This window comes from Streptomyces sp. f51, assembly GCF_037940415.1.
Lineage (GTDB): Bacteria > Actinomycetota > Actinomycetes > Streptomycetales > Streptomycetaceae > Streptomyces.
Genome location: NZ_CP149798.1, coordinates 240,067 through 263,671 on the forward strand (window position 1 = coordinate 240,067; position 23,605 = coordinate 263,671).

Sequence of the window (23,605 nt, forward strand, 5' to 3'; positions counted from 1 at the left end):
GGATCGCGGCGTACGACCCCTGGCCCGGGGCGAGCGACGGCCCGGCCCGAGTCAGTCGTGCGGGACGACCGCCACCGGGCAGGGCGCGTGATGGATCACCGCGTGGGCCACCGAACCGATCCGCGCGCCCACGGCGGACCGGTCGGCCCTGCGGCCCACGACCATCAACTGCGCCCGGCCGGAGAGGGAGAGCAGTACCTGGCCCGCGCTGCCCATCTCGATGTGCTGGGTGACGGGGACCTCGGGAAAACGCTCGCGCCACGGCTGGAGCGCCTCCACGAGCGCCTTCCGCTCGTACGGCTCCAAGCCGCCGGCCTCGTCCAGCATCTTGAGCGAACCGGGGCTGTAGGCGAACACCGGCGGCAGACTCCACGCCCGTACGGCCCGGACGGCCGCACCTCGGGCCGCCGCCGTCTCGAACGCGAAGCGCAGACCTGCCGTGCCGTCCTCGGGCCCGCCCTGATGGCCCACGACGATCTCCCGGCCGCCCGCCTCGTCCCCGGGCCGGTCCTCCGACCGCACCAGCACGACCGGGCAGGGCGCCTCGGCGATCACCCGTTGCCCCACGGAACCGAGCAGGAAGCCGACGAACGCGCCGTATCCGCTCGACCCGAGGACCAGGGTCCCCGTGTCGGCCGCCACGTCCAGCAGGGCGCGCACCACGTCGCCGCCGTCGGAGTCGATCACGTCGACCGTCACCGGCAGGCCGGCGTGCCGCTCGGTGACCGTGCGCGTCGCGTCCTCGATCATGCCGTGGACCCAGCGCGCCTGGTCCTCCCGGTCGCCACCGCCGACCATGTCGTGCGGCGGCCAGTGCCAGGCGTACACCACCCGCAGGGACACATCCCGGCGGACGGCCTCCCGGCCCGCCCAGGCCAGCGCCGCCCTGCTCTCGGGTGATCCGTCCACGCCCACGGTGATCGGGTGGGTCATCCGCCTGCCTTCCGCCGCCGGCCCGCCTGACCGGCCGGGCTCGTCCATCCTGACCCGTCCAGTGTCCGCCACCGGCGGCTCCGGCGATCTCCGGGCAGGGCGCCGCGCCCGACCGGCTCGGGTCCACGTCGGTGCGGTCGGACCGGGCCACGAGGCCGTACCGCCCGCCCGGCGGCGGTGTCGACCGGCTACTCCTCGGGCTCCCAGGCGATCAGCCGCTCGAACACCCGCTGGTCGCCCTCGGTCTTCAGGTCGCTCAGCGTGAGACGGCCCCAGACGAAGAGGAGCAGCTGCTCGGCCGTGCCCGTGGCCGAAACGGAGGCGGGCGCGGCGTCGTCCGTGAGGGGTGCGGGCCAGGCGCCGGTGCCGTCCAGGGTGAGGAGCCAGGAGCGGCCCTCGGTGGCGTGGTAGTGGACGGTGGCGGCCTCGTGCGGCCAGGCCGCCGGGGTGGAGTTGCAGGTGTCGAGGAACTCGGCCACGCCGTCGATCGCGACGTCCGCCGGCATCGGCTGCACCGCGCCGGCGGCGAGCTGGGCGTCGTAGGTGTGCACCAGCACCTCGTGCACCCGGCGCCGGGCGACGCCCCGGGCGTTCGCCGGTGACACGCCCGCGGCCCACCACGTCCAGCACGCGCGGTCCGGGCCGGCCTCGCGGAGCGCGCTCAGCAGCAGCTCGTTCGACTCGGTGTACCAGGCCAGCAGCGCGTCGAGCTCGCGCGGCACCTCCGCGGTGTCCTTGGCGGGCGGAGCCTCTGCGGGGCCCGCGGCGACGATCGCGGCCCACCAGCGCTGGCCCGTACCCAGGTGCCGCACCAGATCGAACAACGTCCACTCGGGGCAGGACGGCACCGGCACGTCGACGCCGGGCGCGGCGGCGACCGCACTCCGGAACGCGGCCGACCGCTCGTCGATCAGACGCAGCAGGGCGGAAAACTCAAGACTGTCTGTCACCTCGCCTGCCTATCACTCCAGTTCAGCCGACCGCACCCCTTTTTCCAGGCCGTCGGCTCCGCTAGGCCGACGCGCGGACCACCAGCTCCGGGTCGAAGATCAGCGACGTGGGTTCGCTGCGATCGCCCCTGATGTGCTCGTCGAGGAGGGCGGCCATCGCCCCCGCCATCTCCTCCACCGGCTGGCGCACGGTGGTCAGGGGAGGCCGGCAGGTGACCGCGACGCTGGAGTCGTCGAAGCCGACGACCGCGACGTCGTCCGGTACCGCCCTGCCCCGCTCCCGCAGCAGTTGGCACACGCCCTGGGCCATCAGGTCGTTGGCGGCGAACACCCCGTCCACATCAGGGTGTTCGGACAGCAGACCCGACATCGCGGCCATACCGCTGTCCAGCGTGAACCCGCCCTCCGCGACCGGGACGTACGGGTGTCCGCCCCGGGCCATCGTGTCGCGGAACCCGGCGAGCCGGTCCTGGCTCGCGGCCACGCCGAGCGGCCCGGTGACCGTGACGATCCGCCGGCACCCCCGCTTCAGGAGGTGTTCGGCCGCCAGCCGGGCCCCCTCGCGGTGGGCGAGATCGACGTAGCTCAGGCGCACGGGGCGGGAGGGCCGGGCGAACAGGACGGCGGGCACGCCCGCGTCGGCGAGCAGCGCGGGCAGCGGGTCGTCCGCGTGGGTGGAGACGACGAGGGCGCCGTCGGCGCTGCCCTGCCGCAGGTCGGCCAGCACCTGGCTCCTGGTCTCCGCCGATTCGGCGAACATGAGCAGGGGGTGCATCGAGCGTGGACGCAGGTACCCCACCACGCCGCTGACGACCCGTCCGAAGAACGGGTCCGCGAACACCCGCGCGGCGAAGGCGTTCTGCTCGTCCCCCGGGGTGTCGCCCGCGCCGGAGACGATCAGCGCCACGGTCTGGCTGCGCCGGGTCACCAGCGATCTGGCGGCCCGGTTGGGCGCGTATCCGGTCCGCTCGATGGCCCGGCGCACCACCTCCTGGATCCCGGGGTCGACGTTGCGGACCCCGTTGATGACCCGGGACACGGTCGCGCGGGAGACTCCGGCCACCCGCGCGACATCCTCCAGCGTGGGAGCCTGTCTGCTCATGGCGGCACCCTAACGGGCCCGCCCCGTCCCGGGATAGAGCGCTCTCCCTGTCCGCCGGGCGCTCAGCCGGGGGTACGGACCACCACGGCGGCCGTCAGCGGCAGCGCGCCCGCCGAGCGGCCCGCGAGCACATGCCAGGTGCCTGGCCGCGTGCGCCAGGCGTGCTCGTCCTCGTCCCAGTGGCGCAGGGCGCGGGACGGTATCCGTACCGGCACCGTGACCCGCTCGCCCGCCGCGGCGGTCACCGGGGCGTACCCGGCGAGCCGGCGTTCCCCGTGGTCCGGGGGCCCCGGAGGTCCGGCGAGATAGACCTGGACGACCTCGCGTCCGGGGCGCCGGCCCGTGTTGCGCACCGCGACCCGCACGGTGAACGGTTCGCCGGGCACGACACGGCCGGGGACGGTCAGTCCTTCGTACGCCCAGGTGGTGAAGCCGAGACCGTGCCCGAACCAGTAGGCGGGGGCGCGGTCGTGGCGCGCCCAGGCGCGGTAGCCGATGTACAGGCCCTCGGTGTAGTCGAGGCGTCCGTCCTCGGGACGGGTGCGGGTGACCGGGGCGTCGGCGAGGACCGCGGGCCAGGTCGTGGGCAGCCGGCCGCCGGGTTCGGTCCGGCCGAACAGCACGTCGGCCAGGCCCGTGCCGCCCTCCTGGCCGGGGAACCAGGTCAGCAGCACGGCTCCGGCCCGCTCGCGCCAGGGCAGTTCGACCGGTCCGCCGCTGTTGACGACGACGACCGTGCGCGGTTCGGCGGTGGTCACGGCGCGCACCAGCTCGTCCTGGCGTCCGCCGAGTCCGAGGTCCGCGCGGTCGCGCCCCTCGGACTCGCCGTGCTCGGTCGTGCCGACGACCACGATCACCGCGTCCGCCGCGCGGGCCGCCCGTACCGCGTCGTTCAGGGCCGCCCGGTCGTCGGGGCGGGGCGGGGCCGCGGTGACGACGGTGGCCCGGCCTGTGTCCGGGGCGAGTTCACGGCGTGCCACCACGCTCACCGCGCGGCCCGCCGTGAGGGACACGGACACACTCCGGACGGGCGGATTCACATGGACGACGGCCGGGTCGTCGGTGTCCTTGTCGAACTCCCCCTCCAGCAAACGGTGTTCGTCGACGGCGACGCTGATGCGGCCGAAGCCGCCGACGCCGAGCGTCCACGACCCCGAAGTCGCCGGAAGCAGGCGGGCGGCGATCTCGACGGTGTGCGCGCCGGGCGGCAGCGGCGGTTCCAACTGCCTTCCGGACAGGCGATGTTCGGAGCAGAGTTCCCGCCCTGCCGGGTCCAGTACACGCAGCCGGACGCCGGGCAGGCCGGAGACCGGGTCGGTGCACAGGTCCGGGGTCAGGGGTGCAGGCGGCGCGTCGGTCGTGGGGCCCGGCACGTGCAGGACGCGCACGCCGTCGCCGAGCGCGGCGGCGATGCCGTCCAGCGGGGTGACGACCCGCTCGGGGAAGACTCCCGCGCTGCCGCCGCCCTGGACGCGCGGCAGCACCGCGTGCCCGCCGATCACGGCGACGGTGCGCAGCCGGGCGGGGTCGAGCGGGAGGACGTCACGGTTGCTCAGCAGAACGGCACTCGCGGCCACGGCCCGCCGCAGCAGCACCCGAGCGGCCTCGCCCCGACCGGTGCCGAGCACGGCGACCCGGCCGACCACTCCAGGCACCTCGACCGGCACCGCCGCCGGTCCGCCCCCCGAGCCGGTCGTGAGCGAAGCGCCGCACCCCGTCACCCCAGGCGCCCCGGCCGGCACCGCCGCCGGTCCGCCCCCCGAGCCGGTCGTGGACGAAGCGCCGCACTCCGTCACCCCGGGCTTCGCGGATGGCGCCGTTGCCGACCCGGCTCCCGGTCCGGAAGCGGACAGGCCCGTCCGACCCGTCGCTCCAGGCTCCGCAGGTGGCACCGCCTCCGCCCCGAATTCCCGGCCGGTCGCAGGCGGGTCGATCAGCCCCATCGCCCCGGGCGCCACGCCCTGGACCGCCGCCAACCCACCTGCCCCGTCCCCCTCGCGCGGCTCCCCCAGTGCCCCGCACGCGGCGGCCAGGCGCAGCAGACGCCGGACCTTGTCGTCGACGGTGGTGCGTGGGACGCGTCCCTCCTCCACGGCTCTCACCAGCGCATCGCCCCAGGCGCTCTCCGGCCCCGGCATCGCGAGGTCGAGGGCGGCGCGCGCGGAGGGTTCGCCGGTACGTACCGCGCCCCAGTCGGAGACCACCACTCCGTCGAAGCCCCACTCGCCCTTGAGGGGGTTCTCCAGCAGTGGACTGACGGTCATCGTGGCTCCGTTGACGCCGTTGTACGCGGCCATCACGACCCTGACACCGGCCTCGACGGCCGCTTCGAACGGCGCGAGGTACACCTCCCGCAGGGCCCGCTCGGACACCCGGACGTCGACGGTCAGCCGGTCGGTCTCGGAGTCGTTGGCCACATAGTGCTTGGCGGTGGCGGCGACTCCCTGGGCCTGGATTCCCCGGATGAGCGCGGCGCCGGTGCGGCCGGTCAGTTCGGGGTCCTCGGAGAGGCACTCGAAGTGCCGCCCGCCGAGCGGTGTCCGGTGGAGGTTGAGGGTGGGCGCGAGGATCACGTCGACCCCCTTGCGGCGCGCTTCGGCGGCGAGGAGGCCGCCGAGACGCTCCACCAGTTCCTCGTCCCACAGGGCCCCGAGCGCGGACGCCGAGGGCAGGAGCAGGGCGGGATCGCGCTCGTCCCAGGACTGCCCGCGCACTCCGGCGGGACCGTCCGAGAGGACCATCTCCCGCAGTCCCAGGGCAGGTTCGGCGCGGGTGCGCCAGGTGGTCGCGCCGGTCAGCAGCCGGACCTTCTCGCGGAGGGTGAGTTTGCCGAGGAGCGCCTCACGCTCCGCCTCGTCGCCGGTCCTGCGCACGCCTGCGTCCCCTTTCCCGGGAGAGCGCTCTCCCCTTCTGTCGTGTTTCAGTTGTAGACCCCGAACTCGTAGAGCGAGTAGCCCCAGCCGGTGCCTCGGGCGGTTCCGTGGACCCGGACGTAGCGGCCGGTGCCGGACACGTCGAGGTCGTCGACACCGCCGTTGCCGTCGGTGACCGTGCGGACCGTCGTCCAGTTCTGTCCGTCGTCGGAGGTCTCAAGGGTGTAGCCCTTGGCGTACGAGGTCTCCCAGACCAGCTGGACGTGGCGGAACGAGGTACGGGAGCCGAGGTCGACGCGCAGCCACTGGGGGTCGCTCCAGTCGCTGGCCCAGCGGGTGTTCGGATTGCCGTCGACGGAGTTCGCCGCGGTGCAGGGGCAGTCCCCGCCGCCGGTCTGGAACGAGGAGGCGGTGGCGGGCCTGCCGAGGGCGATGTTCGTGCCGCTCGGCGTGGGCGGCACCACGCGCACGGAGCGGGTCTCCACGCCGACGTTGCCCCTGCCGTCCTTGACCTTGACGTAGAACTTCCACACCCCGGGCCGGTCCGGCGCAGTCACCCTGAGCCGGCCGCCCCCGAGGTCGGTGAAGGGCAGCGGGTTCAGCTGTTTGCTCTGGTCGATGTACATGCTGTTGTCCAGCACCTCGTACATGACCGGGTCGCCTTCGGGGTCGGTGGCCCTGACCGAGAGGGTCAGGTCCCGCCCGGCCGGCACCTTGCCCGCGTCCCCCTCGACGGTCAGGTCGGTGATGACCGGCGGGGTGTCGTCACGGGAGGTGTCCCCGCCGTACGCCCTCTTCACGGCGTAGTACGAGAGCCGTTTCTCGCCCGCGGGCAGCAGGTTGAACCAGATGCCGCCGAAGTCGTACTCGGTGCCGTAGTGGAACATCGTGGCGCCGAGCGCGACGCCCTTGTGCCCGGTGACGCAGTTCCACGCCCGGGTGTAGCCGTCGGCCTTGGCCCGGTCGGTCGGTTCGGCGGGGACACCGTTCGCGTCGTCCGGGACCTCCCACTCGCCCGCGGGTCCGGTCTCGGTGACGATGTAGGGCTTGGTGTAACCGCCCTGCTCCCAGGCCGACTTCACGTCACAGACGGCGTTGTAGGCGTTCACCGCGTACAGGTCCAGGTCGGGCGCGTTCCTCTTGTAGTAGGGCCAGGCGCCGGTCCACGCGTCGGTGGAGGTGACCGGGTGGTTGGGGTCGACGGCGTGGATCTTCTTGGCGATGTCGTTCACCAGCGTGGTGTAGGCGTCCCGCTGGCGCTCCAACTCGGCGCCGCCGTAGCAGTTCTGGAGGCCGAGCACGGACTCGTTCCCGACGTCCCACATCAGGACGCCGGGGTTGTCCTTGTAGGTGGCGGCCCACTGGGGGAACTCGGTGAGCACCTGGTTCTTGTACGCGGTGTCCGTCAGGTAGTTCACACAGCCGCCGCTGCCGGGGCCGCCGCCGGGCTGGAGCCAGAAACCGGCGACGACCCTGATGCCCTGGGCGGCCGCCGCGTCGAACAGCGGCTTGCTGGAGGCGTCGGTGCCCCAGGTGCGGACGGTGTTGACGCCCATCGACCTCAGGTCGGGCATGTAGCGCCCCGCGTCGGCGACGGCCGGGCCCCAGGTCAGGCCCTTGATCTGGTACGGGCTTCCGTCGACGGTCAGTTGCCAGTTGCCCTGCGAGCCGGTGACCTTGACGACGCCGCCGGCGGCGTGGGCCCGCTGGGCGGGCAGGACGAGTGCCGCCGCGGCGAGCAGGCCCGCGGTGAGGGGCGCCATGACATGGCGCCGGGTGGTTCGGGATCCGGTCATGAGAGTCCGTCCGGGGTACGGGTGAGGGGATGCGGGTGGGGGTCGGAACGGGGTGGGCGCGGAATTCGGGCTGGGATGACGGTGCGGCCTCGGTTCGGGTGCCGGTGCCGGTGCTGGTGCGACCGGGGCCTGGGGCGAGGCGGGTGGTCCCGCCGGCCCGCGATGAACGCCGGACCGGCGGGACGCGTCCGCGTCCCCGCGCGTCAGGGAAGGCGGTAGTTCGCGTCGAGTGCCGCGCCCGCTTCGGGATGCGTCTGGTCGTAGCCGCGGGCGTCGCACTGGAGTCCCCCGACGACACAGTGGTCGACGAGCGCCTTGAGCGTCGGCGGGTCCCACGCGTTGAAGAAGTCGTAGTGGAAGGAGTAACCGGCGCCGCTCGAAAGCCTGACCTGGGACATGTCACCGTTGACCGGGAAGGCCATCTTGAACTCGATCATCGGCAGGGCGACCGGGTGGTCGTCCGGGCAGATGTTGTTGTTGGTGCCGGGGTTGACCACCGGATACGCCATGTGACTCTGGTGGTTGGGGGTGTCGAGGTACTTGCCGTCCCAGCAACTGGGAGCCTGGAAACGGATGTTGAGCTGGACGTCGGCGCTGTTCGGGCACTGCTGCGGGAAGTCGACGTTGAAGTAACTGTTGCCGCACTCCCATCCCTCCACGAACCCCCGGTGGTTGCGGAAGTCCGCCGCGGACTGCATCGGACTGCCGACCACGAAGCGCAGTCCCTTCGGGAAGGGCCGCACGCTGGTGTAGTCGGTGACGCCCGCCTTGTAGTAGATGACCTGCGGCCCCACCGGAAGCACCGGGGCGCCGCCTTTCAGGAGCGTCGGCATCCAGTACGCGGACCTGTCGCCGGGCGCCTTGCAGCTGGTCGAACCGGCGTCGAGCGAGGCGGTGGTGCTCGCCGCGTCGGTCGTGGTGTTGCCCAGGAAGGTGTGGTCGTGGGACTTGCCCGGCTGGCCCGGATAGACGATCGGGTCGTCGGGCCTGGTGCGCGTCACCGAGCAGTTCGCCTGGAACTCGTGGAAGTACCGGTGCGCGGGCTCCGCCTTGGACGGGACGACCCCGGTCACCTGGGGATTCGCCGGGATGTAGCCGTCGCCGTCGGGGTCCTCCGGCGAGGAGAGCGTGGAGACGGGCATCGCGTGCGCCGCGTGGACGGCCGTCGCGCCGGTCACCGACGCCGCCGGGCCGGACACGGGGTCGGCGCTCATCGCCACTCCGGTCAGGCCGAGCGAGGTCAGCACGAGCGCGCCGGACATCAGCATTCCTGAGACGATCTTCGATCTCCGTGCCATGGAGACTCCTGCCACGTCGATGGGGACGGTGGGGGTCGAACGGCCGGGCGGCGCCGCGCACGGTGCCGCCGGACCGTCCGCGTGACGGTCCATCACATGTGCCGTGGGAACGGGAGAGCGCTCTCCCGACGAGGAGTGTTGTGGCGGCCGCGCGCGGGTGTCAAGGGAACTGACGAACAATCACGGGGCCGTTCTGCGCTCACCTCTTGAACACAACTCCGGCGTCCCGTCCGCCTGACAGGCAGACGGATCAACTGACAAGTCACCTTAAGTCAGGGTCCACTTGACCTCTTCCGGCAGGAGGGCCCGAGGTGGTCCGGTCACAACTCTTGACGTGTCGTTCACCTCGCTGAAGCATGCATCGGCGAGAGAGCGCTCCCCCGTACCTCCCACCGTTCACTTTCTGAACCAGGAGAGTCGCCCCCCATGTCCCAAACCCCCACAGACACCCCGGACTCCGGTCCTTCCACCGTCGCGCGGCGCACCGTCCTCGGAGCGATGGCGGCCGGCGCGGCCGCGCCCGGACTGCTCGCCCTGTCCTCACCCGCGTCCGCCTCCCCCGCGGAGCCGGCCGCCCCGGCCGCCCCGGTCTCCCGGAAGGCGGCGGCCCTTCCCGGCGGCGGTGATCTGGGCCCGAACGTCATCGTGTTCAGTCCCTCGACGCCGGGGATCCAGGCGAAACTCGACCAGATCTTCCGGCAGCAGGAGTCGGCCCAGTTCGGGACGGGCCGCTACGCGTTCCTGTTCAAGCCCGGCACCTACAGCGGGCTCAACGCCCAACTGGGCTTCTACACCTCGATCGCGGGCCTCGGCCTGTCACCGGACGACACGACGATCAACGGCGACGTCACGGTCGACGCGGGCTGGTTCAACGGCAACGCCACCCAGAACTTCTGGCGTTCGGCGGAGAACCTCGCCCTCAGCCCGGTCAGCGGCACCAACCGGTGGGCGGTGGCGCAGGCCGCTCCGTTCCGTCGTATGCACGTCAAGGGCGGTCTCAACCTCGCGCCGGACGGTTACGGCTGGGCCAGTGGCGGCTACATCGCCGACAGCCGGATCGACGGGTCCGTCGGACCGTACTCGCAGCAGCAGTGGTACACCCGCGACAGTTCCGTGGGCGGCTGGGTCAACGCCGTCTGGAACATGGTGTTCTCGGGCGTCCAGGGCGCGCCGGCGCAGTCCTTCCCGAACCCGCCGTACACCACGCTCGACACCACACCGGTCTCGCGCGAGAAGCCGTTCCTGTATCTCAACGGCAGCGAATACCGGGTGTTCCTGCCGGAGAAGCGCGTCAACGCGCGCGGCACGACCTGGGGCAGCGGCACCCCGCGCGGTACGTCGCTGCCGCTCAGCCAGTTCTACGTGGCCAAGCCGGGTGTGACCGCAGCGACCCTGAACGCGGCGCTCGCCCAGGGGCTCCACCTGCTGCTGACGCCGGGGATCTACCACCTGGACCAGCCCATCCAGGTCAACCGCGCGGGCACCGTCGTGCTCGGCCTCGGCTACGCGACGCTGATCCCCGACAACGGCGTCACCGCGCTGCGGACGGCCGACGTCGACGGAGTCAGGCTCGCCGGGTTCCTGATCGACGCCGGGCCCGTCAACTCCAGCACCCTGCTGGAGGTCGGCCCGGCGGGCGCCTCCGCCGACCACTCGGCCAACCCGACCACCGTGCAGGACGTGTTCGTACGGATCGGCGGGGCCGGCGCGGGGAAGGCCACGACCAGCATGGTCGTCAACAGCCGCCACACGATCATCGACCACACCTGGGTGTGGCGGGCCGACCACGGCACCGGCGTCGGCTGGGAGACCAACCGGGCCGACTACGGCATCCGCGTCAACGGCGCCGACGTCCTGGCCACCGGGCTGTTCGTCGAGCACTTCAACAAGTACGACGTGCAGTGGTACGGCGAGCGGGGCCGCACCATCTTCTTCCAGAACGAGAAGGCCTACGACGCTCCGAACCAGGCCGCGATCCAGAACGGGAGCGTCAAGGGGTACGCGGCCTACAAGGTCGGCGACGCGGTCACCGCCCACGAGGGCTGGGGTCTGGGCAGCTACTGCTACTACAACGTCGACCCTACGATCGTCCAGCACAACGGATTCTCGGCGCCGAACCGGCCCGGCGTGAAGTTCCACGGTCTGCTGGTGATCTCGCTCGGCGGCAACGGGCAGTACGAACGCGTCGTCAACGACACGGGGGCGCCGACGTCGGGCACCTCCACCGTGCCGTCGACCGTGGTCTCGTATCCCTGACGCGTCCCGTGAGCGGGCTTCCGGGAGAACGGTCCCGGAAGCCCGCTCACGCGGGTGCGCCGTGTGTCAGTAGCGCTGGGCCTTGACCAGCACGGGCGTGAGCTGGGGCTGCGCGGGCTGCCTGCTGATGACGACGGGCTGTGCCTTCTTGCCGGGTGCGAGGTTCTCCTTCCCGACGTAGGCCGTCTCCACGACCTTGCCGTCGGGGTTCTTGAAGTCGACCTGCACGGCGTACGAGGCCGTCTTGCCGCTGTTGTTGGTGATGGTGACGAGCACCGCGCGCAGCCCTCCGGTCTCCGAGGTCGGCAGGCCGGTCATCTTGACCTCGGACGTCGCGTTGCCGCTGCCCTGGACGTTCTTCAGCTGCTTCTCGGCGGTGGCGGCGGCGCGGGCCGTATCGGCGGAGACCGAGGCGGCGAACTCCGAGGCCCTGGCGGAGACCGAGGCGGCCGCCGAGGACGCCCGCGCGCTCGCCGAGCCGATGATCGACGAGGCCGCCGAGGCGATCGCGGACGGCGGGGTCCCGGTGAAGTTCGACGCGTTCGGCGGGGTGGGCCGCGGAGTGACGGAGGCCGTGGAGCTGCCGCCTCCGTTGTCCGAGCTGCACGAGACGAGGGCGGAGCCGCACGCGATCGCGGCCAGCAGGACAGCGACACGCCGTGATCCGCTCCGGCCGTGGGGAACACGTCTGCTCATGGGGCTCGCCTCTTCCTGCCGTACGGGGGCACGGGGGCTCGTCCTCTTTTCCTGCCGTACGGACTCCCTCATGCTCGGTGCCGTGTCCGGCCACGGCGAACCGCAGGGGCCCATTGGGGTGGCACGCGCCCGGATCAGCCTCCTTTCCGCGCTCCGTCGAGCCACGCGTCCGTGACCGCGAGGGCCGCGGCCAGGATGCTCAGCTGCGGGTTGACCTCGGGGCAGCCCGGCAGGACCGACCCGTCCGCGACCAGGACTCCGCGGACACCGCGGAGCCTTCCCTCCGGGTCGGCGGGTGCACGCTCGGGATCGGCCCCCGCGGCCACCGTGCCGGTCGGGTGGAACGCGGACACATGGAGATCGCGCGGGCCCACCGAGGCGAGCAGGTCGTCGAGCGCCTCCAGTGAGCGGGCGCGGGGGGCGCGGGGGATCCCGGTGAGGACCTCCGTCGCCCCGGCGGCGAACAGCAGCCGGCCCATGGCGCGTACGGCGGTCATGAGGCGGTCGCCGTCGCGCGGGTCGAGGTCGTAGCGGACGAGCGTGCGGTCCCGGCCCGTGACCTGCCCCGAGGGGCGGTCGGCGATCATGGCGCCGAGGGTGGCCAGATGGTCGGACGCGTCCAGTTCGCGGCGCAGTTCCCGGCCGAGGCCGGGCAGGACGAAGCTGCTCATGCCGGGCGGGCTCGCGGTCGCCTCGACGAGGATCCCCCGGGCGTGGAGTTCCTCGACGCCGACGCTCTGGAGCACGCCCCGCCAGGCCGTCACCGGCTCGCCGAACCGTCCGGCGACGCTGGTGGCCGGGTGCACGCTGAGGTTGCGGCCCAGGCGGGGGTGTCCGCCGAGGCCGGAGCGGCGCAGCAGGGGCGGGGTCTGGAGGGTGCCGGCCGCCGCCACGACGAGGGGGCTGAGGATCTCCAGGTGGCTGCCGTCGGGGCGGCGGGCCCGGATTCCGGCGGCACGGGGCGGGCCCGGTGCGTCGTGGTCGAGGAGGATGCGGTGGACGCGGGCGCCGGTGACGATCCTGGCGCCGGCGGCGCAGGCGTCGGGCAGGACGGACAGCTGCACGCTCTGCTTGGCTCCGGTGGGGCAGCCGACGACGCACTGGCACGAGCCCTTGCAGCCGGGGGCGTTGCGGCGCAGCGGGGCGGCCCGCCAGCCGAGGCGTCCGGCGCCGGTGAGGGCGAGCAGGCCGTTGTCGCCGAGGACGTCGAGGGGCTGGGGTGCCACCCGCAGAGTGCGTTCGACCTCGTCGAGGAGGGGTCCGAAGCGGTCGGCGGGAGCGAAGCCGAACGTGTCGCGCCAGCGGGCCAGGACGTGGTCCGGAGTGCGGTAGCAGGTGCCGGAGTTGACCAGGGTGGTGCCGCCGACGGCGCGGCCGGTCGGCAGCAGGACCGGTGGTCTGCCGAGGGCCACGGTGGCGCCGCCGTCGCGGTAGAGCTCGGTGAAACGGTCGAGGGGTGCCCGGCGGCCGAAGGAGGCCGTCGGGTGGTGCCGGCCCTCTTCCAGGACGACGACGCTCAGTCCGGCGCGGGCGAGGGTGCGCGCGGCCATGGCGCCGCCCGCGCCCGAGCCGACGACGACCGCGTCGGCGGTGGTGCGGGCGGGCCATGCCTCGGCCGGGGTGCAGTCGAGGGGCGGATCCGCCGGGGCGGGTACGGCGGCGGGCGCGGACCAGGTCCGTTCGGTGCCCGCGGCCAGCAGGACGGGAACCTTCAGGAGGTCGAGGAGCGGGGCGAGCCGGGTCCGTGGGGCCAGCGAGCCGAGCACGGCCTCGCGTTCGTCGGGGCGTAGGGCCGCCAGGCGTCGTCCGGTGCGCGCCAGGGCGTACGTCTCCAGGGCGGCCACGGCGGTGTGCACCCCGGCGCGGGCCGGGCGGGGCAGCGCGGCGAGCACGGAGTCGAGGCGGCGCGGGACGCGGGCGGGCCATGCGGTGGTGCCGTCGTCGGCGAGGAGCGCGGCGACCAGCCCGTCGGCGGTCATCGGTCGCCCGCCTCGGCGTGCGCGGTGCCGTCGAGGGTCCAGGTGGCTTCCGGGCGCCAGTGGCCCCACCAGCGTTCCAGGACGACACGGGCGTCGGCGGACTCGCTGTTGCGGCAGAGGGCGCGGGCGCCGTCCGGGTCGCGGTACTCCAGGGTGAGGGTCCGCTCGGGGGGCTGGTGGACCTCGACACGGATGCGGCGCAGGGCCGTCCGGCCGGTGACGGTCCACGTGGGCAGGCCGAAGGAGGCCCGGAAGCGTCCGAGTCCCAGGCGGCCGATCGCCGAGCGTTCGGGCCGCCGTGGCCAGGTGCGGCCGTCGCGGCGGAGGCGGAGGAAGACGAGCGGGGGAAGGCGGCGCAGCGCGGGCCGGGTGGAGACGGCGGCGACGATCTCCAGGACGTCCCCGTCGCCGAGGTCGGCGTGCAGCCAGGTCCAGCGGTGCGCGTTGCCGTGCCCGTAGATGCGGGCGGACGCTCCGGGTGCGGCTCGCAGGCTCAAGGTCGTTCCCTCGTACGAGAGTTCGCCGTCGTACGTGGCGCGGGCGGCCGGGAGCATCTGGGCGGCGGGGAGCACGGGGCGGCGCCAGGACCAGCGGGGGAAGGTGAACAGCGGTGGCCCCTGCGGCTGTTCGAGGAGCTTCCAGTGGAAGTCGCCGGCGCTGCCGGTGAGTCGGCCGGCCGCGTGGTTGACGTCCTCGGCCGTGAATCCGTCGGCGGGCCGGGTCCAGGGGACGGGTCCGAAGCGGGCGTGCCGTACCTCGCCGTCGCGGGGGAACACGGCGGCCCAGCCATGGGCGAAGGGATCGGATCCGTCGGCGGGTGCGGTGAGTTCGTGGTGCAGCCAGACCCCGGTGCCGGTCGCCGGGTCGGTGAGAGTGGTGTACCAGACCTCGGTGCGGCCCGGGGCTCCGTTCCATCGCGGCGCCATGTGTTCCGCGGGGTCCTCGCGGCGGGGGAAGCGGAAGCCGAGCAGGAAGGGCAGCAGGCCGGTGGCCAGGGGGAAGCGCAGGACACCCTCGCCCACCGGCGCCCCGTCCTCGTACAGGGTGAACGGCAGCACGGTCATCGAGGCGAGCGGGCGGCGGGGGGTCACCGACTTCCAGCCGTCCAGGGTGAGTCGGCGCCCGTCGGCGGTGAACGCGAGGCGGTAGCGGATGCGCCGCCGGGCGATCGGTGACACCTCCAACTCGCCCTCCGCGCCCGGGTCGTCGGCGCGTCCGGCGATGCGCACGCGGCCGGTGAGGCGGGCCGTGGTGGTCCGGTGCGGCAGCAGGACCCGGTCGGCGGCGGCGCGCAGGTCGAGCCGGACGCGCCGCTCCCCCGGTTCCGCGTCGAGGCGGACGGTTCCGAGCATCGCCTCCGTGAACACCGTGCCCCTCACGCGAGACCCTCCAGCATGATGCGTTCGGTCTCCCGCAGATAGGCGGCGGCCGCCTCCCGCGCGCGATGGGCGTCCCCGGCGGTGACGGCCTGCACGACCGGCGCGAGCCTGCGGTGGGCGGTCTCCGGATCGGTGAAGGGCCCCTTCAGCAGGGAGCGGACCGGCAGGTAGGCGTTGAAGAGGGTGTTGGTGAGCAGGACGTAGACGCGGTTGCCCGTGGCGCGGGCCAGGGCGCGGTGCACCTCGACGTCGGCCAGCTGGACCGCGTCGGCGCCCTCGGCCCGCTCAACGGCCGCGAGCAGCGCGCTCAGCTCGGCCCGCTGTGCGCGGGTGCCGCGTTCGGCGGCCCGCTCGGCGATCAACGCGCCGACCCCGCGCCGTACTTCGAACACCTCGTGCACCCAGGCGGAGTCGTGCCGCACGAGCATGGGCAGGAGGTCCGCTCCGCCGAGGCGGGCGTAGTCGCGCACCCGGGTGCCCACTCCGTGCCGGGTCTCCAGCAGACCGGCCTGCACGAGCCGTCCGAAGGCGTGCTTGAGCGTGGTGCGGGTGACGCCGTAGCCGTCGGCGAGCCGCCGTTCCGGGGGAAGGTAACTCCCCGCCGGATGACGGCCGTCGAGGATGTCGGTGCGCAGCCGGTCCTCCAGGACGTCCACGATGGTCTCGCGGGGCAGAGCCTCCACGTTGTCCCCCTCCGGGCGAGTGGCTGAGTGGATGAGCCACTGAACCAGTGACGGTCCACCGGGGTCAACCCCTCAACCCAGCCTGCCGCGCCCGTGGTTGCGACCCGGCGTCGGCCGCCTCACCTCTCGCCGTCGTCGTCCAGACACAGCACGGGGACCCGTTGGACGAGGTTGTTCACGAAGCCGCCGCGGTTCCACGGCTGGTCGAGCGGCTGGGTGTGCCCGTCGGCGTCGGTGGCTCGTGCGCTCAGGACATGGCGCCCCGGGGTCGCCCGCCAGGTGAAGTGCCACGCGCGCCAGGCCCAGCGGTGGGTACCGAGTGGGTCCAGCCGGGCCGGGTGCCAGGTGTGCCCGTCGTCCGTGCTGACCTCGACCCGGGTCACGGGCGCCCATCCCGACCAGGCCCGTCCGGTCACGGTGACGGCGCCCGCGCAGACCGCCCGCTCCCTCGACATGAAGTCGGGGAAGCCCGGCGGGGCCAGCAGGGCGCGCGGGGCGATACGGGTGACGGGCTCGCCCTCCTCGGCGGCCTCCTGCCGCAGGCGGTAGGCCACGGACTGCTGGAATCCCCGGAACGGCACGTCCGTCACGGTGATCCCGCGGAGCCACTTGACCTGCGCCATGCCGTACCAGCCCGGCACCACGAGTCGCAGGGGATGCCCGTGCTGGGGTGGCAGCGGCGCGCCGTTCATCGCGTAGGCCACCAGGACCTCGGGCTCGTCGCCGCGGGCCACGTCCAGTGGAAGGGCACGCCGGTAGTCCTGCTCGACCCCGCGCTCCACGCCGTGATCGGCTCCGGTGAACACCACGTCCACCGCGTCCCGTTCGACCCCGGCCTCGGCGAGGAGCACCCGCAGCGGCACCCCGGTCCACTCGGCCGTGCCCACCGCCTCGACCAGCCACGGCTGGCTGACCGGCCGGGGCGTCAGCAGCGCGCGGCCGTTGCCCGCGCACTCCATGGTCACCCGCTGTCTGACCGCGGGACGGGCCTTCAGCTCGTCGACCCCGAACAGCAGGGGTCGCCGCACCCGGCCGCCGAGGGCGAGGCGCCAGTCGGGCTCCTCCGCAAACGGGATGTCGTAGTGCGTCAGCACGTAGTGCAGCCCGGGCGGGGTGATCTCGTACCGCAGGGCCTCCAGCGGCAGTCCGTGGTTGCGGGCGGCGAGAGCCAGTTCCTGGGCGCTGATGCCCTCGTCCGGGCGGGCCAGCCGGGCGGGTGCGCTGATGTTTTCGAGGCGTTGCCCCATGGATCCATTGTCCGCCCGCCGGGGACGGGGTGGCTAGGCAGGGCGGCGGGCGACGCTCCGGTCCACCAGGTCGCGCCAGCCGGCCTCCAGTCGCTCGGCCGGCATGCCGCGCTGGCGGGTCAGATGGCCGATCAGCGCGGGGTCGAGGTAGCCCATCAGCGTCTGGGCGACCAGCTCGATGTCCGTGTCCGGTCCCGGGCCCGTCTGCCGCAGCAGCATGCACACGTGCATGAAGCGGACGCGGTACGGCGCCGAGGCGAAGCGGCGGGTGACCTCGGGTTCGGCGGCGAGGTACAGGTCGAGCCGCTCGGAGGTCTGGCGCAGGGCGTGGCAACCGAAGGCGTGCAGGCGCTCCACCGGTGACGCGCCGGGTCCGAGGGGGGCCGGACCGCTGATGAAGGCGGTCTGGAAGCGCTGCTCCGTGTGGTCGAGCAGGGCCATGAGCAGGCCGGTGCGGTCGCCGAAGCGCCGGAAGACGGTCCCCTTGCCCACCGCCGCCGCGCAGGCGACGCCTTCCATCGTGAGCCTGGCCACACCCTGCTCCTCGACCAGCCGGGCCGCGGCCTCCAGCAGGCGGGCGCGGTTGCGGGCCGCGTCGGCGCGCAGCGGGGCGGCCTCGGGCGCGCCGAGCTGCATGAGGACGGGCTCGTCGGGCGATTCCGGTCGCTGAGGGAACGGCGGAAGTGGCTGGGACATGAAGCCAGCGTAACGGCATCCGGGGCCAACTGGACTGCGGTCCGCTTCAGTGGTAGACCTTAAGCGGACTTCGGTCCGTTTTGTTGCGGCAATGTTTCAGCGTTTCCATCCCCCCAGGAGATATCCATGTCCGTACGCATCCTCGCGCTCGTCGGCAGCCTGCGCGCCGGTTCCCACAACCGCCAGCTCGCCGAGGCGGCCGTCAAGCTCGCTCCCGAGGGCGCCGAGGTCGAGATCTTCGAGGGTCTGGCCGAGATCCCCTTCTACAACGAGGACATCGACACCGAGGGCACCGTCCCCGCCGCCGCTGCCCGGCTGCGCGCCGCTGCCGGCTCCGCCGACGCCTTCCTGCTCTTCTCGCCCGAGTACAACGGCACCATCCCGGCCGTCCTGAAGAACGCCATCGACTGGCTGTCCCGCCCGTACGGCGCCGGCGCCTTCACCGGCAAGCCGGTCGTCGTGGCCGGCACCGCGTACGGCCAGTTCGGCGGCGTGTGGGCGCAGGACGAGGCCCGCAAGGCCGTGGGCATCGCCGGCGGCACCGTGCTGGAGGACGTCAAGCTCTCCGTGCCCGGCTCCGTGGTGCGCTTCGCCGAGACGCACCCCGCCGACGACGCCGAGGTCGCGGCGCAGCTCTCCGAGGTCCTGAACCGACTGCACGGCCACGTCGAGGCCCCCGCCGCCGCCTGACAACTCCGCCGCGGGCCGGTCCGGTTGACCCGGGCCGGCCCTCCGCGTGTCGCGACTCGGTCACCGTACGTCGCAAGATCGCCACGGCCCTGGCGGAGCCTCACCCTCCGCGACAGGATGCCCGCATGAAGAGCGATCTCTTTTCCAGTGACCACATGGTGCAGCCCGCCGTCGCGGCGGGCATGACCGTCCAGAACGCCAAGTCCATCAAGTACGCGGTCCAGGGCGAGATGTTCGCGCGCCAGGGCGCGATGGTCGCCTACCGGGGCAGTCTCCAGTTCGAGCGCAAGGGCCAGGGCGTGGGCGGGATGCTCAAGCGTGCGGTCACCGGTGAGGGACTCCCGCTGATGACCGTCCGCGGGCAGGGCGAGGCCTGGTTCGCGCACGAGGCACAGAACTGTTTCATCGTCGGCATCGAACCCGGCGATGTGTTCACGGTCAACGGCCGCAACGTCCTGTGCTTCGACGCCTCCCTGTCGTACGAGATCAAGACCGTCAAGGGCGCGGGCATCACCGGCGGCGGCCTGTTCAACAGCGTCTTCACCGGTCATGGCAGTCTGGGCCTGATATGCGAGGGCAACCCGCTCGTCATTCCCGTCTCCTCCCAGCAGCCGGTGTTCGTCGACACGGACGCGGTCGTCGGCTGGACGGCGCAGCTGCGCACCTCGCTGCACCGCTCGCAGTCGATCGGCTCGATGATCCGAGGGGGTTCGGGCGAGGCGGTGCAGCTGAAGCTGGAGGGCGAGGGCTGCGTCGTCGTACGCCCCAGCGAGGCGACGCCGCAGAAGGCGCAGCAGCACTGATCCGAGAAGTGCCGCAGGGGCCCCGCCGGACGGCGGGGCCCCTGCGTGTCGCCCGTCGGACGGGTCCGTCAGTGTCCGGCGGCCGGGGTGTTGGCCGTCGTGACGTTGACCGCGGCCCAGGCCGCGTCCACCGCCTTGTACTCGGCGCTGTTCGCGCCGTACATGTCGGTGGCGGCCTTGAGCGTCGCCGTCCGTGCGTCGTGGAAATCGGTCGTGGAGACCATGTACCGGGTGAGCGCCCGGTAGAAGACGGCGGTGGCCTTGGTGCGGCCGATGCCGGTCACCCGGGAACCGTCGAACGTCGGCGAGTCGTACGTCACGCCGTTGATCGTCTTGCGTCCGCTGCCCTCGGCGAGCAGGTAGAACGCGTGCGAGGAGACCCCGGAGCCGGCGTGCACCTCGGTGTCGTACGCGGCGGGCGACCAGTAGTCGATCGTCTCCTCGAGCCGGTCGAGGGACGGGTGGTCGAGGCGGCGCAGGAACTTCTGGGCGAGGCCCAGCTTCTCCCCCACCAGGTAGTTCGGCGGGTTCTTCGGGTTGTTCGCCGAGAACTCGACGTTCGAGCCGAAGATGTCGGCCAGCGACTCGTTCAGGGCGCCGGGCTCGCCGAACTGGTTGCCGTCGTTGTCCACACGGGTGGGTTCGAGGGCGGCGGTCGCGTCGACGACCCCGTGGGTCAGCTCGTGACCGGTGACGTCGAGGACGACCAGCGGCTTCTTGAACAGATCGCCGTCCCCGTCGCCGTACAGCATGCAGCCGCAGGTCGAGTCCCAGAACGCGTTGCCGACCTTGCTGCCGAAGTGGACCATTCCCTTGGCGCCGGCGCTGTTGTTCTTGATGCCCTTGCGGCCGAAGGTCTTCTTGTAGAAGTCCAGGGTCTGGGTGATGCCGTACTGGGCGTCGACCGCGGCGGTGGTGCGGGCCGAAGTGGTGCCGGTGCCCCACTTGTTGTCGCCGTCGGTGAACGCCTTGCCCCGGGCGAAGGACTCCAGTTCCTGGCCCTTGGCGTCCCGGGTCTCGGTGTTCCACCGGGTCGGGTCCTTGAGCAGGTAGCTGGTCCGCGCGGTCCGGGTGGTGGTCAGCGCCACCTTGCCCGCGAACAGGGAGGCGCCGCTGCCGGTGGCGGTGGCCGGGTAGTGGGCCGCGGCGGCGCCGGTGAGGGCGGACGGCGCGGCGGCACCGGGGGCCGTGCCGGTCTGCGGGGTCGCGCTCTCGCCGCGCTCGCGCAGCGCCGCGGCCAGGGACGGCGAGATGAACTCGTCGCTGTTCGGGGTGTTGCTGCGGACCACGCCGGTACGGGCGTCCACGACGACCGTGCTCGACTGCCCGGCCTCGGTGGTGTCGCTGTCCGTCACGACCACCTGATAGGCGAGGGTGGCGCCGCCGGCGCGGGCGTCGACGACGAGCTGGGCGGTGCCCGCGTCGCCCTTCGCCACGGCCTCGGCCTTCCGCTCGGCCTGCTCGGGCGTCAGCCGCGCCTCGACGGTGGACGGCTTCACGACGTGGTCGGCGGCCCGGGTCACGCCCAGGTACTCGCCCCGCCTGCCGAGGTGGACGACCAGGTCGCCGCCGAGGACCGGAAGGCCCTGGTGGGTGCGGACGAAGCGGACGTGCTGCTTTCCGTCCGGGTCCGTCATCACGTCCTTGGCCCGGAGGGTGTCCCCGTCGGTGACACCGGTGGCCGAGGCGTGCGCGAACGCCGCCGCCCTGGCCGCGGCCACCGGCGAGGCGGCCTGGACCGCCACGCGGGCGGGCCCGTCGGGCGCGGAGGCGAAGGCGGTACCGGGGATCGTGGCGGCCGTCGTCACGGCGACGGCTATCGCCACACGGCGTATGTGGGGTCTACGCACTGCGTTCCTTTGCACAGGGGCGGCCGGGATCACCAACCGCCTTACGGCGCGATGCTGTTGCGCACCACGGGGGCTGTCGGGTCCCGACCGGACAGATGTGCGGGGGAATGAGGCGGTTGCCTGGCGAGTCCGATCAACGCGCACATGTGACCGATGTCGCACCATCCCGCGCACGGAGGTGTCAGATCGTGCGGTCGGCGAGGGCGGACAGCATGGTGTGGAGTTCCGCCGCGGGCCCGGGCGCGAGGGGCAGTCCCGCCAGGAGCGTGTCCGCCGCGGCCAGATGGCGGCGCGCCTCGCGCACGGCGGCCGCGCGTCCCCCGGCCCGCTCGACGAGGGCCGTCGCACGGCGCACGCCCGCTTCGTCCAAGGAGTGGGAGAGCGCCAGGAGTTCGTCCAGTTCGCCGTATCCGGCTCCGCCGAGCGCGGCGAGCACCGGCAACGTCTTCTTGCCCTGCCGCAGGTCGCTGTGGACCGGCTTGCCGGTGACCGACGGATCGCCCCAGATGCCCAGCACGTCGTCGGCGATCTGGAAGGCGACGCCGAGATGGCGGCCCGCGCGGTCGAGGGCGGTCACCGCCCGGTCCGGTGCTCCGGCCAGCCGGGCGCCCAGGGCCAGGGCGCAGCCGAGCAGTGCCCCGGTCTTGCGCTCGGCCATCGCCTCGTACTCCGCCGGGCCGACCGCGTCGGACCCGGTCCAGGGCCGCTCGGCGAAGAGCAGGTCGTCGGCCTGACCGCGCACCAGGTCGTTGAGCGCTGCCGTCAACTGCCGTACGGCCGTACCGGCTTGGGGTGTGAGGGCCACGGTCTCGACGGCCAGTGCGAACAGCGCGTCGCCCGCGAGCACGGCGGGTCCCGTGCCGTACGCCTTCCACACGGCCGGGCGCCCGCGGCGGAGCGTGTCGCCGTCCATGATGTCGTCGTGGAGCAGCGAGAAGACGTGGACGAGTTCCACCGCGACGGCCGCCGGTACCCCCGCCCGGGCCGGACCCGAGACGATCTCCGCCCCGAGGACGGCCAGGGCCTGCCGTACGCCCTTGCCCCCTCCGTGGTCGGCGGGCGCGCCGCCGACCTCGCAGTGGCCGAGCGCGTACCGGGCCATCTCGGCGAGCCACGGGTGCAGCGTGCCGATCGCCTCCGACAGGACGGGGGCCACGAGGTCGCGGCAGCGGTCCAGGACCTGGGCGGCCTCGGGCGGCGACTCCGGGGCGGCCGGTGCCGGCGGGACGCTCCGAACCGGCGGGACGGGCGGGATGCCGAGGGCCGTCGACGTGTTCACGCGGCCTCCCTCTCGCCGGTCCCGGTGGTCAACCCGAGTTCCGCGCGGGCTCGTTCGACCATCCGGTGGGCGTGACGCAGTCCGATGCCCTCCAGCGCCACGGCCAGCTCGTCCAGATCGGCGGCGGTCTCGGCACCGCCACGGCCGAGGCGGGCGAGGGACTTGACCAGCCCGAGGCGCGACAGGGCCGTGCCGCGCGGCTCGCTCATCGCCTCGAACTCGGCGAGGGCGCCCGCGTACACCTCGCGGGCCTGCTCGTAACGCCCGGCGCGGTAGAGGACGTTGCCGCGCATCTTGTGGTTGTAGGCGAGCGCGCCGGACAGTTTCATCGCACGGCAGGAGACCTCGGCCTCGCCCAGCAGCTCCAGCGCGCGGTCCGTGTCCCCGTCGCGCACGGAGACGATGTCCGCGAGTCCGCGCAGTGCCCAGGCGTGGCCGCGCCGGTCCTCGGCGCCGGCGGCTATCTCGGCGGCCTCCTCGAACATCGCGTAAGCGGTGTCGTACGCACCGGTGTTGCGGTGGATCTGGGCGATGCCTTCCAGGGCCCACACGGTGTGCCGGGCCTCGCCTCGCTTGCGCGCCTCGGCCAGCAACTGCTCGTGCAGAGCGGTCACGGCCGCGTAGTCGCCCTGGATGCGGCCGGTCTCCGCCATGCCGGCCAGGGAGTAGCCGCGCACCACGACGTCCCCCGCCTGCCCGCCGAGTTCGGCGGCCAGGCGCAGCAGCCGCCATGCCAGTGGGAACGCTCCGCGCTGGCGGGCCAGGGTGCCGCCGCTCCACAGCGCCCATGCCATCGCGGCGCCGTCGCCGGCCTCCCGGGCGGTGCGGTAACTCGCCTTCCAGGCCCGGTCGGCGTCCGCGACCTGCCCGAGCCTGCGGTGCGCCTCGGCGACCGCGAGGCCGGAACGGGCGGCCTCGGCGCGGGCGCCGGTGCGTTCGGCGGCGCGCAGTTGCTCCGTGCCCGCCGCGAGGACGTCGGTCAGCGAGGAGTTCACCGACAGGGTGGTCAAGGCGCCCTGGTATTCCGGGGCGAAGGCTTTGCCGTACATGAGTGCCTTTCCGTCCGCCACCGCCCGCCCCGTACGGGTTCGGCCG

18 protein-coding genes are annotated in these 23,605 nt (G+C 73.2%); 3 read left to right on the plus strand and 15 right to left on the minus strand.

Annotated features, from left to right (window positions below; genetic code table 11):
- Positions 1 to 51 precede the first annotated feature (51 nt).
- The 6 genes from WJM95_RS01080 to WJM95_RS01105 all read right to left on the minus strand — a co-directional run bounded on the left by WJM95_RS01080 (position 52) and on the right by WJM95_RS01105 (position 8,952).
- Positions 52 to 933 carry a universal stress protein gene (locus WJM95_RS01080; RefSeq protein ID WP_339127532.1) on the minus strand — a complete coding sequence of 294 codons (882 nt, stop codon included), beginning with the start codon at positions 931 to 933 and terminating at the stop codon, positions 52 to 54.
- 188 nt (positions 934 to 1,121) lie between these two features.
- The gene (locus tag WJM95_RS01085; RefSeq protein ID WP_339127533.1) at positions 1,122 to 1,883 is read right to left on the minus strand and encodes a maleylpyruvate isomerase family mycothiol-dependent enzyme; all 762 of its coding nucleotides are present in this window, start codon (positions 1,881 to 1,883) and stop codon (positions 1,122 to 1,124) included.
- Positions 1,884 to 1,944: 61 nt separating this feature from the next.
- On the minus strand, positions 1,945 to 2,985 hold the full coding sequence (locus WJM95_RS01090) for a LacI family DNA-binding transcriptional regulator (protein WP_339127534.1): 1,041 nt from the start codon (positions 2,983 to 2,985) through the stop codon (positions 1,945 to 1,947).
- 62 nt (positions 2,986 to 3,047) lie between these two features.
- Positions 3,048 to 5,858: a glycoside hydrolase family 3 C-terminal domain-containing protein gene (locus WJM95_RS01095; protein WP_339127535.1), complete on the minus strand. Its 2,811-nt coding sequence runs from the start codon at positions 5,856 to 5,858 to the stop codon at positions 3,048 to 3,050.
- Positions 5,859 to 5,905: 47 nt separating this feature from the next.
- Positions 5,906 to 7,654: a discoidin domain-containing protein gene (locus tag WJM95_RS01100; protein ID WP_339127536.1), complete on the minus strand. Its 1,749-nt coding sequence runs from the start codon at positions 7,652 to 7,654 to the stop codon at positions 5,906 to 5,908.
- Between the two features lie 203 nt (positions 7,655 to 7,857).
- Positions 7,858 to 8,952 carry a DUF1996 domain-containing protein gene (locus WJM95_RS01105; protein ID WP_339127537.1) on the minus strand — a complete coding sequence of 365 codons (1,095 nt, stop codon included), beginning with the start codon at positions 8,950 to 8,952 and terminating at the stop codon, positions 7,858 to 7,860.
- 426 nt (positions 8,953 to 9,378) lie between these two features.
- Here WJM95_RS01105 and WJM95_RS01110 point away from each other — a divergent pair, with 426 nt between their 5' ends.
- Positions 9,379 to 11,208, plus strand: a complete 1,830-nt coding sequence (locus WJM95_RS01110; protein WP_339127538.1) for a coagulation factor 5/8 type domain-containing protein — start codon at positions 9,379 to 9,381, stop codon at positions 11,206 to 11,208.
- A gap of 66 nt (positions 11,209 to 11,274) precedes the next feature.
- On the opposite strand, the gene WJM95_RS01115 is transcribed toward WJM95_RS01110, so the two are convergent.
- The 6 genes from WJM95_RS01115 to WJM95_RS01140 form a co-directional block, all read right to left on the minus strand.
- A complete protein-coding gene (locus tag WJM95_RS01115) occupies positions 11,275 to 11,904 on the minus strand; it encodes a hypothetical protein (RefSeq protein ID WP_339127539.1) in 630 nt (209 codons plus the stop codon).
- 134 nt (positions 11,905 to 12,038) lie between these two features.
- Positions 12,039 to 13,883 (minus strand): GMC family oxidoreductase, encoded by a 1,845-nt coding sequence (locus WJM95_RS01120; protein ID WP_339127540.1) that lies wholly within the window; start codon positions 13,881 to 13,883, stop codon positions 12,039 to 12,041.
- On the minus strand, positions 13,880 to 15,262 hold the full coding sequence (locus WJM95_RS01125) for a hypothetical protein (protein WP_339127541.1): 1,383 nt from the start codon (positions 15,260 to 15,262) through the stop codon (positions 13,880 to 13,882). The genes WJM95_RS01120 and WJM95_RS01125 overlap by 4 nt, the downstream gene beginning before the upstream one ends.
- Entirely contained in the window at positions 15,259 to 15,945 is a 687-nt protein-coding gene (locus tag WJM95_RS01130) for a GntR family transcriptional regulator (RefSeq protein WP_339127542.1), read from the minus strand. Before WJM95_RS01130 ends, WJM95_RS01125 begins: the two co-directional genes overlap by 4 nt.
- A gap of 119 nt (positions 15,946 to 16,064) precedes the next feature.
- Positions 16,065 to 17,192, minus strand: a complete 1,128-nt coding sequence (locus WJM95_RS01135; RefSeq protein WP_339127543.1) for a sulfite oxidase — start codon at positions 17,190 to 17,192, stop codon at positions 16,065 to 16,067.
- 33 nt (positions 17,193 to 17,225) lie between these two features.
- Positions 17,226 to 17,888, minus strand: coding sequence for a helix-turn-helix domain-containing protein (locus WJM95_RS01140; RefSeq protein WP_339127544.1), 663 nt, complete (start codon positions 17,886 to 17,888; stop codon positions 17,226 to 17,228).
- A gap of 126 nt (positions 17,889 to 18,014) precedes the next feature.
- Here WJM95_RS01140 and WJM95_RS01145 point away from each other — a divergent pair, with 126 nt between their 5' ends.
- Entirely contained in the window at positions 18,015 to 18,578 is a 564-nt protein-coding gene (locus tag WJM95_RS01145) for an NAD(P)H-dependent oxidoreductase (RefSeq protein WP_339127545.1), read from the plus strand.
- A gap of 125 nt (positions 18,579 to 18,703) precedes the next feature.
- Positions 18,704 to 19,381 (plus strand): AIM24 family protein, encoded by a 678-nt coding sequence (locus tag WJM95_RS01150; RefSeq protein ID WP_339127546.1) that lies wholly within the window; start codon positions 18,704 to 18,706, stop codon positions 19,379 to 19,381.
- Positions 19,382 to 19,449: 68 nt separating this feature from the next.
- Here WJM95_RS01150 and WJM95_RS01155 read toward each other — a convergent pair whose 3' ends face one another.
- The 3 genes from WJM95_RS01155 to WJM95_RS01165 form a co-directional block, all read right to left on the minus strand.
- Positions 19,450 to 21,231 (minus strand): M4 family metallopeptidase, encoded by a 1,782-nt coding sequence (locus tag WJM95_RS01155; protein WP_339127547.1) that lies wholly within the window; start codon positions 21,229 to 21,231, stop codon positions 19,450 to 19,452.
- A 181-nt stretch (positions 21,232 to 21,412) separates the two neighbouring features.
- On the minus strand, positions 21,413 to 22,408 hold the full coding sequence (locus tag WJM95_RS01160; protein WP_339135285.1) for a polyprenyl synthetase family protein: 996 nt from the start codon (positions 22,406 to 22,408) through the stop codon (positions 21,413 to 21,415).
- A 98-nt stretch (positions 22,409 to 22,506) separates the two neighbouring features.
- On the minus strand, positions 22,507 to 23,559 hold the full coding sequence (locus WJM95_RS01165) for a tetratricopeptide repeat protein (protein ID WP_339127548.1): 1,053 nt from the start codon (positions 23,557 to 23,559) through the stop codon (positions 22,507 to 22,509).
- Positions 23,560 to 23,605: the final 46 nt, after the last annotated feature.

What these genes read in the sequence shown, in the direction of transcription:
- WJM95_RS01080 (WP_339127532.1), bottom strand. Translation starts at nt 933, where the DNA reads ATGACCCACCCGATCACCGTGGGCGTGGACGGATCACCCGAGAGCAGG.
- WJM95_RS01090 (WP_339127534.1), bottom strand. Translation starts at nt 2,985, where the DNA reads ATGAGCAGACAGGCTCCCACGCTGGAGGATGTCGCGCGGGTGGCCGGA.
- WJM95_RS01100 (WP_339127536.1), bottom strand. Translation starts at nt 7,654, where the DNA reads ATGACCGGATCCCGAACCACCCGGCGCCATGTCATGGCGCCCCTCACC.
- WJM95_RS01105 (WP_339127537.1), bottom strand. Translation starts at nt 8,952, where the DNA reads ATGGCACGGAGATCGAAGATCGTCTCAGGAATGCTGATGTCCGGCGCG.
- WJM95_RS01110 (WP_339127538.1), top strand. Translation starts at nt 9,379, where the DNA reads ATGTCCCAAACCCCCACAGACACCCCGGACTCCGGTCCTTCCACCGTC.
- WJM95_RS01115 (WP_339127539.1), bottom strand. Translation starts at nt 11,904, where the DNA reads ATGAGCAGACGTGTTCCCCACGGCCGGAGCGGATCACGGCGTGTCGCT.
- WJM95_RS01120 (WP_339127540.1), bottom strand. Translation starts at nt 13,883, where the DNA reads ATGACCGCCGACGGGCTGGTCGCCGCGCTCCTCGCCGACGACGGCACC.
- WJM95_RS01135 (WP_339127543.1), bottom strand. Translation starts at nt 17,192, where the DNA reads ATGGGGCAACGCCTCGAAAACATCAGCGCACCCGCCCGGCTGGCCCGC.
- WJM95_RS01140 (WP_339127544.1), bottom strand. Translation starts at nt 17,888, where the DNA reads ATGTCCCAGCCACTTCCGCCGTTCCCTCAGCGACCGGAATCGCCCGAC.
- WJM95_RS01145 (WP_339127545.1), top strand. Translation starts at nt 18,015, where the DNA reads ATGTCCGTACGCATCCTCGCGCTCGTCGGCAGCCTGCGCGCCGGTTCC.
- WJM95_RS01150 (WP_339127546.1), top strand. Translation starts at nt 18,704, where the DNA reads ATGAAGAGCGATCTCTTTTCCAGTGACCACATGGTGCAGCCCGCCGTC.
- WJM95_RS01165 (WP_339127548.1), bottom strand. Translation starts at nt 23,559, where the DNA reads ATGTACGGCAAAGCCTTCGCCCCGGAATACCAGGGCGCCTTGACCACC.